Genomic DNA, 13,816 nt, shown 5'->3' with positions numbered 1-13,816 from the left:
TCCGCTCGGAACGGTGGTGTTGATGCTGCGGGCCGGTGGGGGCTGGTCGCGCAGTTCCCCGCGCCCCTGAAGGGGCGCCCCCTGTCCGGGGCGCTATGACCAGCGCAGCAGTGCTCCCAGACCGCCCACCGGTACTTCGTCGTCCGGGGTCGCCGGGGCCACCGAGATCGCGGGGGCGCCCGTCGCTACGGCGGAGCGCAGTAGGGCGTCGTCGGCGCGGACCGACCACGAGTGCTGCTCGCCGAGTGTCTTGAGTTCGGTGCGGCGTACCGCGAGCTGGTCAGGGTCCTCGCCGATCCACACGCCGCGGTGTGTGTCGGGCCCGTCCGGGTGGATCAGCAGTTCGTCGATGCGGTGCTCGCGTGCGGCCTCGACCAGCGCGGGCACGCCCTCCACCGCGGCGGCCCGCCCTTCGCCGTCCGGCGCGCGGGCGGCCAGGAATCGCTCCAGTTCCTCGGCCGCCCTGTGGTGCACGTGCTCGGCGCGAGTGCGCTCCACGTCCTCGTCGAGGAGCCTGCTGCCGGGCCCGTGCGGGGCCTCCACCACGCGGTCGTGCAGCCGCTGCGGCAGCCGGTCGTGCACGGCCCGCCGCTCACGGTCGTCGCCGACGAGTATCAGCAGGTCGGCGCGGGTCTCCTCCTGGCAGACGGCGAGCGCGTCGGCGATCTCCGCCGCGTTGTGCTCCCAGGTGTTCTCGACCCTGAGCTGGAAGTGGCGCTCCGACCAGTCGACGGTGCTCGTCCGGTGCAGCGGCCACTGCCGGCCGGTCACCGAACCCGCGTCCTCGCTGCCCAGCGCACCGCGCAGCTCGAAGTCGGCGCCCCGCCGGTCGATGTAGGCGACGATGCAGACCGGATCCTCGCCGGCCAGGTCGAGGAGCGGCGCGGTGTGCGGCAGCGCCGACCACTGGGCCGTCACGGCAGGCGGTGACGTGGCCAGCGGCGGGTCGAGGACCACCTCGCCGCCGGTGGCGAACAGGGCGCGGCCGTGCGGCTCGGCGGAGTTCCGCAGCTCGTCGACCGCGGCACGCACAGCCCGGCAGGTGGCTTCGTCCGCGCCCTGCTCCGCGAGCTCCCTGGCCGCCGCCTGGGCCGTCAGGGACCTCTCGTGCGCTGTCGCCTCCGTGGGTCGGGAGGTGCCGACGTACACGGAGGCCCAGGGCCCCGGTCGTTCGTAGAGTGGGTGGAGAAAGGCGAGATCCATGGCTCCCTCCCGGATGCCGCTCGGGATATTGCTTGCCGGGCGGGTACCCGGACCGAACCGAAGGAACACGACGATCGGGGTACCACGATGACCGGAGTCGACCCGGGCCGTCTGGACGACCAGCAGTTGATGAAAGAGCTGGAGACGATCCACCGCACCCGCCACGACACGCTGCTGCACGGCTCGAACGACGCACTGCGCACCCACAACGAACGGATGGCGCAACTGGAGGGCGAGTATCTGCGCAGGAACCCGCGGCGCCCGGTCGCCACGGGCCGGACCCGCGCGGGCGCACGGGACCGGGACACCGGCGGGGAGTGACGGCCACCGGCGAGGAGTGACGGCACCGGCGGGGAGTGAGGCCGAGGTCCGCTCCGGGTCGGTCAGCGCTGCTGGGACCGGGAGTCGGTCAGCGTTGCCGGGACTGCGGGGACCGCTTCCAGAACTCCGTCAGGGACGCCTCGCAGAACGCCTTGAGGTCGTCGGGCCTGCGGCTGGTGACGAGGGTCGCGGGCGCGGCCTCGCAGACCACCACCTGCTCGTCGACCCAGGTCCCGCCCGCGTTGCGGATGTCCGTCCGCAGGCTCGGCCACGAGGTGAGTGTGCGGTCGCGCACCACGTCCGCCTCGACGAGCGTCCACGGGGCATGACAGATCGCGGCGACCGGACGGCCCAGCTCGAAGAAGTCGCGTATGAACGACACCGCCCGCTCGTCCATGCGCAGCGCGTCGGGGTTGGCCACGCCCCCGGGCAGTACCAGGCCGTCGAAGGAGTCCGCCGACGCGTCGCCCACGACCTCCTGCACCGGGAACACGTCGGCCTTGTCGAGATGGTTGAACGCCTGGATCCGGCCGGGCTTCGTCGACAGCAGCACGGGCTCGCCGCCCGAGTCGTGGACGGCGTGCCAGGGGTCGGTGAGTTCGATCTGCTCGACGCCCTCCGGCGCCATCAGAAACGCGATACGCATGGGCTCTCGAATGTCCTTTCTCGGCTCGGTCGGCCCTGGGCGGCGCCGTCGCACCGCCCCTCGCCCCGCCGTCCCGTGAGTGCGGTGCCCGGTCGGTCGTCTCAGTCGTCCGGCAGGGCGCGGCTGATCTCGGCGAGGGCCGATTCCGGGTCCTGGGAGACGGCCAGGTCGCCCAGGCTGACCATGCCCACCGGCCGGCCGTTCTCGACGACCGGAAGCCGTCGGACGGCGTGGTCGCGCATCAGCTCGACAGCGGCGGACACCGCGTCGTCCGGGCCGATCACCACCGGGTTGGGCGTGCACACCGCCTGGGCGCTCACCGTCAGCGGATCAACGCCGTCCGCGACCGCGCGCAGCGCGATGTCGCGGTCGGTCAGCACGCCGACGAGGTCGTGGTCGCCGGCCACCAGGACATCGCCGATGTCCTGGGCGCGCATGAGTTGCGCCGCTTCGACGAGCGAGGCGTCCGGGCGGACCGTGACGACGCCTGGCGTCATGACTTCCCTCACGAAAACAGCCATGGCTGTGGGCCTTTCCTGCGTTCCCCGGTCGGTGGGGTACGTGCACATCGGCGTGACGTCGGCCGCAGTACCCCGTGAGCGGGTGGGCTATGCGTGCGCCGCAGGTCCTTCGGGTCCCGCGGTGCCGGTGGTTTCGGCGGTCGCGGAGCGCACGAGGGCCTCCGCCAGTTGCTGGGCGTTGGCGTAGCGCGCCTTGTGCGGCAGTTCTTGGAGCGGTTCGACGAGCGCGTCCGGCGCGTGCCGGCTCCGCAGGACGCCGATCAGTTCGCGGGGGCCGGCCGGGAACGCCGTACGGCCCAGATGCCGGGCCAGTTCATGGCGGAGGGCCGCCATGGACTCCTCGCCGGTGCCGGGTGTCACCGGGCCGCCCGCGACTCGCGGATCGTCGTCGGCGGTGGGCTCCGGGTCGTGCCACTCCTCCGACCGGGTCGGGTGGCCCGACCGCAGCATGCCCTGCAGTTCGTGCTTCATCTCGTCGTCCTTGTGGACGTTGAGCCGGTCGCTGCCTCGCTGCATGACTCCCTCCAGGTGTTCGGGGGTGACCCCTCGTGTACCCGTGCCCCGGACATCGACACGGCGGGTTTGCCCGCCGCCGACCGGGAGACCCGATCTTCGCCCCCCACTGTGATCCCCTGGGGAAGGACAGGACCATGGCGGTATTCGCTGTGATCATTCCGGTCCTGATGCTCGGCGTTGTCGTGGCACTCGGCCGATACGAGGAATGGCTGCTTCCGCCCGCCTCGCAACCTGCTGACCTTCCGCTCGTCCCGGAGCCCGACGAGACCGGAAGCGCAGCTCTGAGTCACTGACCGGACGACCGGGCCCCCGGCACGGGAAGCGCCGGGGGCCCGGTCCGCTTCGTGGGCTGTGGCCGTACGGGGTGTACGCCCGACCGTCGCAGATGTACCCGTGCGGCGGCAGCGGCTTCGCCGGTCGGTGCCGCGCCCTCATCGGATCGGTGCGGGATATTGTCCCGAGCCCGCACTAGGTCCCGCGCGGTCTCTTCGAGTGGCTCCCGCGCCGGCCACAGCCGCACTGCCAGCAGGGACGCGGCCAGCGCGATCCCGCCCAGTGAGACCACGGCCGCCCCCAGCCCGGCCTTCGCCCCAAGCCACCCCGCCAACGGATACGTCAGCAGCCAGCAGCCGTGCGACAGCGAGAACTGCGCCGCGAACGCCCCCGTACGCTCTCCGGGCGGGGCCGAGCGGCGGATGAGCCGCCCGGTCGGCGTGAGCACGGTCGAGCAGGCGGCACCGAAGGCGGCCCAGCCGGCCAGCAGGGCGGGCCAGCGCCAACTCCCGCCCTGTGCGGCCGTGATGGCGCCGAGGCCGGCGAAGACGACGGTGAGCAGCAACGCGCCACGCAGCATCACCGCCCGGTCCGGGACCTTGTCCAGCACACGTGGCAGGGCGAGCGCCATGACCATCGAACCCGCGCCGTACGCGCCGAGCGCAAGGGCCACGGCACCCGCCGACAGCCCCAGGACGTCACGGACGTAGACGACGGAGTTGACCGTCACCATCGCACTCGCGGCCGCGACCGCGAGGTTCAGGGCGAGCAGGGCGCGCAGTTGTGGGACGGCGAAGAAGAGGCGGGCGCCCGCCGTGGCCTTGGCACGAGCGCCATCGGCACGTGGGGCGGCGGGAGCGGTCGGCTTCGGCAGGACGGCGGAGACGACGAGTGCCGCCGAGGCGAAAAAGCCCAGCATGGTGCCGGTGAACAGCCAGTTGTAGGTGATCACGGACAGCAGGGCCGCGGCCAGCGCGGGCGAGAAGAGACTCTCCAGGTCGTAGGCGAGCCGCGACATGGACAGTGCCCGGGTGTATTCACGCTCCTCGGGCAGCACGTCGGGGATGACGGCCTGGAACGTCGGGGTGAAGACGGCCGAGGCGGACTGCAGCAGGAACACCAGGACGTAGACCTGCCAGACCTGGTCCACGAAGGGCAGCAGCAGTGCGACTCCGGCGCGCATCAGGTCGGCCGACACCATGAGCGCCCGGCGCGGGATCCGGTCGGCGACCACACCGACGGCCGGGGCGATCGCCACGTACGCCACCATCTTGATCGCGAGCGCGGTGCCGAGCACCGAACCGGCCTCGGCGCCCGCGATGTCGTACGCCAGCAGCCCGAGCGCCACCGTGGCCAGGCCGGTGCCGACGAGGGCGATGACCTGGGCGGCGAAGAGGCGGCGGTAGGTGCGGTTGCGCAGGACGGCGAGCATGCGGGCGGCTCCCTGGCAGAGTCATCCGATCGGTCGGACAAGCATAACCATCATGTGCGCACCTGCGCACATGATGGCTGGAAGTCGGCGGCTATGGCGCCCCGTCCGTCCCCGCCGGGTGGCTCTAGGCTGGCCTCATGCCTGAAAGCCACTCCGTCTCACCTGCGGCCACTGCGCATCTGCGCGCCCCGGACAGTGCGCGGCTCGCGGAGGCGACCGGAGTGTTCGCGATGCTCTCCGACGCCACCCGGCTGCATCTGCTGTGGCTGCTCGCGCAAGGCGAGTCGGACGTCGGATCGCTGGCCGAGCGGTGCGAGGCGTCGCGCACGGCGGTCAGCCAGCACCTGGCGAAGCTGCGGCTCGCCGGGCTCGTCGACACCCGTCGCGAGGGGCGGCACATCCACTACCGCCTCAGCGACGGCCACCTGCGGCGCCTGGTGGTGGAGGCGCTCAGCCACGCGGACCACCGGGTGAGCGGGCAGGCTCCGCACGACTGACCGTTGTTTGCCAGGCGTAGTTGCCATGGCGTCGGCCGTGCTGCTCGCGGACACGGCGCGGCCGGCCTCGCCCGGGCACTGCATGCCGGTTGGCGGGCGCGTCGCGGACGGTGTCGTGCCCGTGTCGTGTGAAGCGTGATTCGGCCCCTTCGCCGAAGGCCATCGGGGCGAAGGGGCCGTTGGGCCGCCGAGTCGGATTCGGATCACTGGTGAGTGATCACTGCCGGCCGGTGCCCCGGCGGCGTACGGCGAACAGCACGGCCGCGGCCGCGACGAGGATCGTCGCGAGGATGCCGGTCCAGGCGACGGCGGACAGCCCGCCGTCGTCCTTCTCGGTGTCGGCCGCCTGCGGGGTGGACGAAGCGGGCGTCTCCTCGGGGGCCGGTGTCGGCGACGCGGAGGGGCTCGGGGACTTGCCGGGGGAGGGGCCGGCGGGCTTCGCGCCCGGGGCGGCGGCCTTGAGCTTGAGTACCGGAGCCTCGTTGCCGTGGCCTCCGGCGTCGGCCTTGCCCAGTTCGATCCAGCGGTCGACCTTGCCGTCGCTGTAGGTCTGCAGAGTCTTGAACGCCAGCTCCTTCACGTCGGGCAGCTGCCTGACAACGACGGAGTACTCGGCGTCCTCGCCGGTCTTCACGGCCGGGCCCTTGACGGTGTAGCCGTCGTCGGTCGCCGTGAACCGCCAGCCCTTGGGGCCCTCGCCGAACGCCACTTCGGACGGGGCGATGCCCTCGGGCAGGACCACGCGCAGTTCGGTGATCCCGGCCGTGGCGGACTCCGACGCGGCGGAGAAGTCGAGTTCGACGTTCTCGGCGAGGGCCTGGGCGTTGTCGGACTCGACCTCCACATGGGCGGCGGCCGGGACAGCGGTGAGCAGGACGGCGGTCGTCGCGGTGGCAGCGGCGACGGTCAGGCGCCGCGCGGTGCGCGGCAGGGTGATGCGGGACATGAGTGTCTCCAGGCACGGGGATGGCGCGGTGGCCGGTTCGTTCGCGCCGCCCGACGACGAGGTCGTCGGGACGGGCGAACCGGCTCCCGGCGGGGTCGGTTGACGAAAGCTGCCCGCGCCGCAGGCGGACCCCGCCGCACCACCGTGTATGCGAGTACCGGGGCCATGGCCGGCGGTCGCTCGCCCGCAGGCGGTACGAGAAGCGGCAGCCTCGATGCTCCGGGTGTCCGTGACCGTCCCGCGATCAGCGTCCAGGCCGTGGTGAGGCCGGCCCGCACCGTGGCGACGGTCGCCGTCACGCCTCGGGCCAGAGCCCAGCAGGCCACGTCCGCTCGGTGCAGCAGGACGGCGACGAGCACGGCGACGCATGCGTGGGCCACCGTCATGGCCAAGGAGTCGTGCAGGCGCTCGTGCCAGGTCGCGTGGGCGTCGCGGGCCTGCCCATGCTGATGAGCCGGGGCCGTGGCCGCTGGGGTGTGCGCGGTGAACGCCAGCCACAGGTGCAGCCCGGACTGGGCTATGACGCTGCTGGTCATGACCGTTGCCAGCCGGCGGGGACGGCGCGTGCCGGCCAGTCCCAGGCCGAAGAGCGCGGCGGCCGCGATCGAGCACGGTGTCCACGGAACGGGTCCCCGGGCGAGCAGATGGTGGGCGCTCACGCCCACCACGGTGCCGACGACGGCGAACACCGCGGCCCTGAGGACGGGCAGCGGAGCTCGACGGGTGGTGACCGGCTGGTGCATGGCCCGCTCATCATGGGACATCACCGCCTGGTAGGCGGGCTGCTCCGGCAAAGAGAGCCGTGCCTCATTGGTCACAGCCGCCTCGGCGGTGGCGCGTGGACGTCACGTGGCCTCCTGGGCAGGAAGCTCCAGGCGGAGCTCGTAGCCTCCGTCGGCTGTCGGACCGGCCAGCACGGTGCCGCCGAGGAGTTCGGCGCGTTGGCGCAGACCCAACAGGCCGTGGTGGGCGCCGGGCAGTGCCAGGGCGGGGCGGGTGGGGGCCGTATTGGTGATGCCGACGCGGACTCCGCCGTTCTCGTGCCGGACATGGATGGCGGCGGCGGCGCCCGGGGCGTGCTTGCGTACGTTGGTCAGGGCTTCCTGCACGGTGCGGTAGACGGCCCGCTGGACGGGCGGTGAAAGCGTGTCGGGCAGGTCGGTGCGCAGTTCGGCCTCGATGCCGCTGGTGTCGACCAGCCGGCGGAGGTCGGCGAGCGAGGGCTGCGGGGTCAGTTCCGTGGGGCGGCTGCCGGCGGCGCGAAGTACGCCGACCATGTGCCGGAGTTCGTCCAGCGTCTGCACGCCGAGCCGCCGGATGACGGCCGCGGCCTCCTTCGTCTCCGGGTCCCGGCTGCTCACCTGCAGCGCGCCCGCGCGTACGGCGATCAGGCTGACCTGGTGGGAGACCACGTCGTGCATCTCCCGGGCCAGCTCGGCCCGTTCCTTCGCCAGGACGCTCTGGGCCAGCAGCCTGCGCTCGTGCTCCCGGGCCTCGGACACCTCGGCCAGCCGCAGCGACAACTCCCGGCGGGCCTGGACGAGCTGGCCGAGCAGGACGGGGGCGACCGCCTGCGCCAGGCTGTAGGTGACCGGGACGAGGTCGGCGGGCTCCCGCAGCTCCGGCAGTTCCGGAAAAGGCCACGACCACCAGGTGATGTCGCAGGCCATGACCGCCAGCGCGCAGCCGGCCAGCAGGACGCGCCGGTGGGAAAGGGTGGCGAGTGTGTACAGCGCGGCCAGCGTCGCGAACACCGCGTCGGTGACCAGCACGGTGGGCAGCGTGAGCAGGAAGACGGTCAGCGGCAGCCGACGGCGCAACCCGAGCGCGAACGCGGCGAGCAGCGAACAGGCCAGGGCCCACCGGTCATGGCCGTAGACATGGACCCCGACGTCCACCAGCGAGACCGCGACGAAGACAACGTCGGCCACCGGGCCCGCCAGGGGGTACGGCATCATCCGCTTCCCCGGTCGCGGAACGCGGCGAGCAGGCCCGCGCGCTCGGCGAGCAGGGCCGCCTGGACGCGGCTGCCCACCTCCAACTTGGTGAACAGGGCGCTCACATGGTCCTTGACCGTGCCGGTGCTCAGATGCATCCGGACGCCGATATCGGCATTGGGGAGTCCCTCGGCGACGAGGACCAGGACGGCGCGCTCCCGCTCGGACAGCCGGGACACGAGCCGGCCGGCCTCCTCGCGCGGGCCGTCGGCCAGGTAGCTGTCCACGACGGTGCGGGTGACCTTGGACGACAACACGGCACCTCCGGCGGCCAGGTCGCGTACCAGATAGGGCAGTTGATCAGGATCGGTGTCCTTGAGCAGGAAACCGGCGGCCCCCGACCGCAGCGCGGCAGCCACGTACTCGTCCATGTCGAACGTCGTCAGCATCGCCACCACCGGCGAGTCCGGCAGCATGCGTACTTCGGCCAGGACGGTGAGCCCGTCCACGTCAGGCATCCGGATGTCCAGCAGTACGACATCGGGCCGCGACTCCCGTACCGCACGGACGGCTTGGCCGCCGGGGACCGCTGCCACGACCTCGATGTCGTCCGCCGCTTCGAGGATGTGCCGAAAGCCCGTACGGACCAGGGCCTCATCGTCCACCACCAGTACCCGGATCACCTGTGCTCCGCTCGTCATCGGACCACCGCTGGACCGCTACGACGTCGGGGGTGGCTCCCAGGTTCCTCCGCCCACCGGGCCGCGCAACCCCGTTCGGGAGATTCCAGCCGGTCGGAGGTTGGACCCCGGCCAGTCGGCGGGGGTGGCTCCGGCCATCAGCGGGATGGTCCGGCAAGGGGCGTCGCGCCAACCCTGGAACACATGACCCCGGACACGACATCGACCGAGCCCCCGGCCCCTGCCTGGGAGGCGAAGACCTCGGACGAACGCCCCGCGCCCGTCACATCGGCAGCACGTCACTCCAAAGCCGTCTCCTCGACGGCCGTACGCTCCGGTCCGCCATCGACAGCGCGCATGGCCGGCATCGATCTGGCCCGCGGACTCGCGGTCCTCGGCATGTACGCCGCCCACTTCGGTCCCGACCCGGAGATCGGCGGACCGCTGGGCTTCACCATGGAGTTGGCACGCGGCCGCGCCGCCACCCTCTTCGCCCTGCTCGCCGGCTTCAGCCTGGTGCTGATCACCGGCCGCCCGCAGCCGCGAACCGGGCGCGCCGGGCGGCAGGCGACGGGCCGGATCGTCATCCGCTCCCTGGTGCTGATCCCGCTGGGCTTCGCCCTGACCGCCCTCGACACCGACATCGACGTGATCCTCGCCTTCTACGGCCTGCTCTTCCTCGCGGTCCTGCCGCTGTACCGGCTCCGGGCCCGCACCCTCGCCGTCATCGCCGCCGCGGGCGCGCTGATCATGCCCCAAGTGCTGTACGTGGTACGCGAGTCGCTCTACGACGGGGACTGGGGCGACACCGTCGTCGCAGCCGACCCGATGGCCAGGCTCAGCGGCACGGACGGCTTCATCGAGCTGCTGTTCACCGGCGAGTACCCGGTCCTCACCTGGGCCCCGCTTCTGATCGCCGGTATGGCCGTGGCCAGGCTCGACCTCACCCGGGCACGGGTCCGGACCCGGCTGGCCCTCACCGGGGTCGCGCTAGCCGTCCTCGGCCACGGCGGCTCCTGGCTGGCCCTGAGCCTCGTCCCGAACGCGTACGGCACCGTCGCCGCCACCACCGACGGGGACTCCGGGGCGACCGCCTGGTGGTCCGACACCACCGGCTACATCATCGACGAGACCCCCGCCACCTGGCTCCTGGTGGCCGTCCCGCACAGCCAGACGACGTTCTCCGTCCTCGGCAGCACCGGCATCGCCCTGGCCGTCGTGGCCGCCTGCGTCGCCGCCATGGACCGCCCGCGCCTCGCCCGCGCGGCCATCCCTGTCAGCGCGATCGGCATGATCGCACTGACCGCCTACATCCTGCACGTCATCGCCATCTACCTCGTCGGCACGCAGGACGGGACGGGATCGGCCATGCTGGCCCTGACCTGCGCCACCGCCGCCGCCATGCTCCTGGCGGTCGCCTGGACGCGCTGCTTCCGCCGTGGCCCGCTGGAGTACCTGCTCAACCTCGCCACACGACCTGCCCGCCACATCAAGTGACCGCGCCACATCAAGTGACAGCGATTGTGGTCACAGCCCCGAGGACGAGGGGTGCGGTGACGTACTGGGGCCGCGGTTCAACATCCGGGAGTCACGGGCGGTCGTGGCCCGGCAGGAACTCCTGGATCTTGGCCTTGAAGCCCTGGCGGACCATCGACGTGCGGTCGAAGTCGCCCTTCAGGACGGACGCGGCGGTGGCCTCCAGCTGCTTCCAGGTGGCGTGCGGCGGGATCGGCGGGACGGCCGGGTCGGTGAGGAACTCGATCACGGCAGGGCCGTCGGCCTCCAGACCCGCGCGCCAGCCCGCCTCGACGTCCTCGGGCTTCTCCACACGGATGCCAGTCAGCCCGAGGGAGCGGGCGAAGGCGGCGTACGGCACGTCCGGGATCTCCTGCGAGGGCAGGAACGACGGGGCGCCCTCCATGGCGCGCATCTCCCAGGTGACCTGGTTGAGGTCGTGGTTGTTCCAGACGCCCACCACGAGCCGCGGGTCCTCCCACTGGTCGCGGTACTTCGCCGCCGTGATCATCTCCGCCAGCCCGTTCATCTGCATCGCCCCGTCCCCGACCAGCGCGATCGCGGGCCGGTCCGGATGGGCGAACTTCGCGCCGATCGCGTACGGCACCCCGCAGCCCATCGTCGCGAGGGTCCCCGACAGCGAGGAGCGCATCCCGGCGCGGTGCGTCAGATGCCGCGCGTACCAGTTCGCCGGCGAGCCGGAGTCGGACGTGACGATCGCGTTGCCGGGGATCAGCGGGTCGAGCGCCCGTGCCACGTACTCGGGATTGATCGGGTCGGCGGACTGCTGCGCCCGGCTCTCCATGATCGCGTGCCAGCGCGCCACGTTCGCGCACACCGTGTCGTACCACTCGCGCCCGCGGTCCTTGCCGAGCAGCGGGATCAGCCGCTCCAGGGTCGCCTTGGCGTCGCCGACCAGGTTCACCTCGTACGGATAGCGCATCCCGACCATGTGCGGATCGATGTCGATCTGCACGGCCCGCGCCTTGCCGAAGTCCGGCAAGAACTGGCTGTACGGGAAGGACGAGCCGATGGTCAGCAGCGTGTCGCAGTCCCGCATCAGCTCGTACGAGGGACGCGTGCCGAGCAGGCCGATCGCCCCGGTGACGTACGGGAGTTCGTCGCTCAGCGCGTCCTTGCCGAGCAGGGCCTTGGCGACGCCCGCGCCGAGCAGTTCGGCGATGCGCTCCACCTCCGGCTGCGCTCCGGCCGCGCCCTGGCCGACCAGGATCGCCGCCTTGTCACCGGAGTTGAGGACCTCGGCGGCCCGTTCCAGGGACTCCTGCGAGGGGATCGCGGTCCACGCGCTGCGGTCCAGGCTGGACGGCACCATCTTGAACTCGTGGGTGGGAGGGGAGTAGTCGAGGTCCTGGACGTCGCCGGGGATGATCACGGCGGTGGGGGCGCGGCGCGCGTAGGCGGTGCGGATCGCCCGGTCCAGGACGTTCGGCAGCTGCTCGGGGACGGTCACCGTCTCGACGAAGTCGGAGGCGACGTCCTTGAACAGCGTGTGCAGGTCGACCTCCTGCTGGTACGAGCCGCCCATCGCGGTGCGGTGCGTCTGGCCGACGACCGCCAGCACCGGCACATGGTCGAGCTTGGCGTCGTACAGGCCGTTGAGCAGGTGGATCGCGCCGGGGCCCGAGGTCGCGGCGCAGACACCGAGGCGGCCGCTGAACTTGGCGTAACCGACCGCCTCGAACGCGGACATCTCCTCGTGCCGGGACTGGATGAACCGCGGGCGGTTCTCGGCCCTCCCCCAGGCGGCCAGGAGGCCGTTGATACCATCCCCCGGATAACCGAACACATGTTCCACACCCCATTCGCGCAGGCGCTGCAGGACGTGGTCGGCGACCTTGGTGCTCATGCGGGACCTCCCGGGTGGTGGCTGTACCCGCCCGAGTCACCCTCGTGGAGCGGGGAAAACGCGGGCCGCGGAAACGAGCGCCGTGGGCAGGGGAAACGCCGGCCGCGGGCTGGGAGGACACGGACCGCGAAATTCCGTGGGTGTTTGCCGCGCATGGCGTGGGGCAGGCGAATGCACAGTGCTTCGGACAGGAGGCACGTCCGTGGGAGCGGTGTATCCCCCCGCCACGGGTGTGCCCGTCCGGCTCTGGGTGCGCTCCCACGGTTGACCGTCCAACCAAGGCACCCCTCAAGGGAGTTGCGAGCACCATGCGAACTCACGCGAGCGCCAAGCACCACCCGCACGACGATGCCCCCGACACCGCGGAAGACTTCCGCAGGCTGGCCGCTCTGCCTCCGGGCCAACTGCGCGACTCACTCCGCGAGCAGATCATCGAGGCCTGGCTCCCGATGGCCGAGCGGCTCGCCGGCCGCTTCCGCAGCCGCGGCGAGAGCTACGAGGATCTGCGCCAGGTCGCGGCGCTCGGCCTGGTCAAGGCCGTCGACCGGTACGACCCCGAGCGCGGCAACGCCTTCGAGAGCTACGCCGTGCCGACCGTCACCGGTGAGATCAAGCGTCACTTCCGTGACCACATGTGGACCCTGCACGTGCCGCGCCGGGTCCAGGACCTGCGTAACCGGGTCCGCTTCGCCAGCCAGGACCTGTCCCAGACCATCTCCGGCCGGCAGCCGACGATCGCCGAGATCGCCGAGCACGCGCAGATGAGCGAGGAGGACGTACGCGTCGGCCTTGAGGCGCTGGAGAGCTTCACCGCACTCTCGCTCGACGCCGAACTGCCGGGCAGCGAGGACGGATACTCCCTGAGCGACGCGCTCGGCACGGCCGATCCGGCGCTCGACGTCGTCATCGACCGCGAGGCGGTCAAGCCCCGTCTGGAGGCGTTGCCCGAACGCGAACGGGCCATCCTCTACATGCGGTTCTTCGGTGACATGACGCAGAGCCGGATCGCGGAACAGCTCGGCATCTCGCAGATGCACGTGTCCCGGCTGATCAGTCGGTGCTGCAATCGGTTGCGGGACCAGGTGATGCAAGACGCGGCCTGAGCCTCCGGCGGATTGGCGGGGGGCTTCTGGTCCGGCTGGTTCGTGGGTTGGCTGCGGATTGGTGGGGGCTGGGCGCGCAGTTCCCCGCGCCCCTAAAGGGGCGCCTACCGTCGGTCCAAGTTTCTTAAGAGCAGGGCTATGTGACGGGACATCATGTCCATTGCCTGGGCCTCTGCCATGGAGAAGGCGAGGCGGGCGCCGGTGCGGAACAGGGTGATGACGCCCTGGACGGCGCCGTCGACGGTCAGGGGGACGCAGAGCAGGGACGTGACGTTGGCGCGGACCAGTACGGGGGCGTCCGACGGGTCACGGCCGAAGGCGTCCGGGTCCTCGGGGCGTACCTGGAGGGCCGTGGAACC

At 71.8% G+C, this 13,816-nt stretch carries 16 protein-coding genes; 5 read left to right on the top strand and 11 right to left on the bottom strand.

The window, feature by feature from the left end; translation table 11 throughout:
• Window positions 1-93: 93 nt before the first annotated feature.
• On the bottom strand, window positions 94-1,203 hold the full coding sequence (locus tag AB0I18_RS40025; protein WP_363110657.1) for a Vms1/Ankzf1 family peptidyl-tRNA hydrolase: 1,110 nt from the start codon (window positions 1,201-1,203) through the stop codon (window positions 94-96).
• An 87-nt stretch (window positions 1,204-1,290) separates the two neighbouring features.
• On the opposite strand from AB0I18_RS40025, the gene AB0I18_RS40020 reads away from it, so the two are divergent.
• Complete coding sequence (locus AB0I18_RS40020) at window positions 1,291-1,524, top strand: DUF6158 family protein (RefSeq protein WP_363110656.1); 234 nt, start codon at window positions 1,291-1,293, stop codon at window positions 1,522-1,524.
• An 88-nt stretch (window positions 1,525-1,612) separates the two neighbouring features.
• Here the strand turns inward: AB0I18_RS40020 and AB0I18_RS40015 are convergent, their stop codons facing one another.
• The 3 genes from AB0I18_RS40015 to AB0I18_RS40005 form a co-directional block, all read right to left on the bottom strand.
• Window positions 1,613-2,170 carry a type 1 glutamine amidotransferase domain-containing protein gene (locus AB0I18_RS40015; protein WP_363110655.1) on the bottom strand — a complete coding sequence of 186 codons (558 nt, stop codon included), beginning with the start codon at window positions 2,168-2,170 and terminating at the stop codon, window positions 1,613-1,615.
• Window positions 2,171-2,271: 101 nt separating this feature from the next.
• On the bottom strand, window positions 2,272-2,691 hold the full coding sequence (locus AB0I18_RS40010; protein ID WP_363110654.1) for a CBS domain-containing protein: 420 nt from the start codon (window positions 2,689-2,691) through the stop codon (window positions 2,272-2,274).
• Window positions 2,692-2,778: 87 nt separating this feature from the next.
• Window positions 2,779-3,207 carry a DUF2795 domain-containing protein gene (locus AB0I18_RS40005; protein ID WP_363110653.1) on the bottom strand — a complete coding sequence of 143 codons (429 nt, stop codon included), beginning with the start codon at window positions 3,205-3,207 and terminating at the stop codon, window positions 2,779-2,781.
• A gap of 134 nt (window positions 3,208-3,341) precedes the next feature.
• On the opposite strand from AB0I18_RS40005, the gene AB0I18_RS40000 reads away from it, so the two are divergent.
• Window positions 3,342-3,500: a hypothetical protein gene (locus tag AB0I18_RS40000; RefSeq protein ID WP_363110652.1), complete on the top strand. Its 159-nt coding sequence runs from the start codon at window positions 3,342-3,344 to the stop codon at window positions 3,498-3,500.
• Here AB0I18_RS40000 and AB0I18_RS39995 read toward each other — a convergent pair.
• Window positions 3,494-4,912: an MFS transporter gene (locus tag AB0I18_RS39995; RefSeq protein ID WP_363110651.1), complete on the bottom strand. Its 1,419-nt coding sequence runs from the start codon at window positions 4,910-4,912 to the stop codon at window positions 3,494-3,496. The two genes, AB0I18_RS40000 and AB0I18_RS39995, sit on opposite strands and share 7 nt — an antisense overlap.
• 137 nt (window positions 4,913-5,049) lie before the next feature.
• Between AB0I18_RS39995 and AB0I18_RS39990 the strand changes: the two genes are divergently transcribed.
• Window positions 5,050-5,409, top strand: a complete 360-nt coding sequence (locus tag AB0I18_RS39990; RefSeq protein ID WP_363110650.1) for a metalloregulator ArsR/SmtB family transcription factor — start codon at window positions 5,050-5,052, stop codon at window positions 5,407-5,409.
• Between the two features lie 217 nt (window positions 5,410-5,626).
• Here the strand turns inward: AB0I18_RS39990 and AB0I18_RS39985 are convergent, their stop codons facing one another.
• The 4 genes from AB0I18_RS39985 to AB0I18_RS39970 form a co-directional block, all read right to left on the bottom strand.
• Entirely contained in the window at window positions 5,627-6,355 is a 729-nt protein-coding gene (locus tag AB0I18_RS39985; RefSeq protein WP_363110649.1) for a DUF1775 domain-containing protein, read from the bottom strand.
• Window positions 6,316-7,119, bottom strand: coding sequence for a hypothetical protein (locus tag AB0I18_RS39980; RefSeq protein ID WP_363110648.1), 804 nt, complete (start codon window positions 7,117-7,119; stop codon window positions 6,316-6,318). Before AB0I18_RS39980 ends, AB0I18_RS39985 begins: the two co-directional genes overlap by 40 nt.
• Window positions 7,120-7,200: 81 nt before the next feature.
• Window positions 7,201-8,313, bottom strand: a complete 1,113-nt coding sequence (locus AB0I18_RS39975; RefSeq protein ID WP_363110647.1) for a histidine kinase — start codon at window positions 8,311-8,313, stop codon at window positions 7,201-7,203.
• Window positions 8,310-8,975: a response regulator transcription factor gene (locus AB0I18_RS39970; protein WP_363110684.1), complete on the bottom strand. Its 666-nt coding sequence runs from the start codon at window positions 8,973-8,975 to the stop codon at window positions 8,310-8,312. The genes AB0I18_RS39975 and AB0I18_RS39970 overlap by 4 nt, the downstream gene beginning before the upstream one ends.
• 354 nt (window positions 8,976-9,329) lie before the next feature.
• Between AB0I18_RS39970 and AB0I18_RS39965 the strand changes: the two genes are divergently transcribed.
• Complete coding sequence (locus AB0I18_RS39965) at window positions 9,330-10,469, top strand: DUF418 domain-containing protein (RefSeq protein WP_363110683.1); 1,140 nt, start codon at window positions 9,330-9,332, stop codon at window positions 10,467-10,469.
• 91 nt (window positions 10,470-10,560) lie between these two features.
• Here AB0I18_RS39965 and AB0I18_RS39960 read toward each other — a convergent pair whose 3' ends face one another.
• A complete protein-coding gene (locus AB0I18_RS39960; RefSeq protein WP_363110646.1) occupies window positions 10,561-12,354 on the bottom strand; it encodes a thiamine pyrophosphate-requiring protein in 1,794 nt (597 codons plus the stop codon).
• A 308-nt stretch (window positions 12,355-12,662) separates the two neighbouring features.
• On the opposite strand from AB0I18_RS39960, the gene AB0I18_RS39955 reads away from it, so the two are divergent.
• Window positions 12,663-13,457, top strand: a complete 795-nt coding sequence (locus AB0I18_RS39955) for an RNA polymerase sigma factor SigF (protein ID WP_363110645.1) — start codon at window positions 12,663-12,665, stop codon at window positions 13,455-13,457.
• A 104-nt stretch (window positions 13,458-13,561) separates the two neighbouring features.
• Here the strand turns inward: AB0I18_RS39955 and AB0I18_RS39950 are convergent.
• Window positions 13,562-13,816 (bottom strand): GAF domain-containing protein (locus AB0I18_RS39950; protein WP_363110644.1); only part of this gene is annotated, 255 nt, incomplete at its 5' end.

It is taken from the genome of Streptomyces sp. NPDC050704, from assembly GCF_040654355.1.
GTDB lineage: Bacteria > Actinomycetota > Actinomycetes > Streptomycetales > Streptomycetaceae > Streptomyces.
The sequence above is the reverse complement of the archived record's forward strand: the minus strand, read 5'-3'. Positions and strand labels throughout refer to the sequence as shown.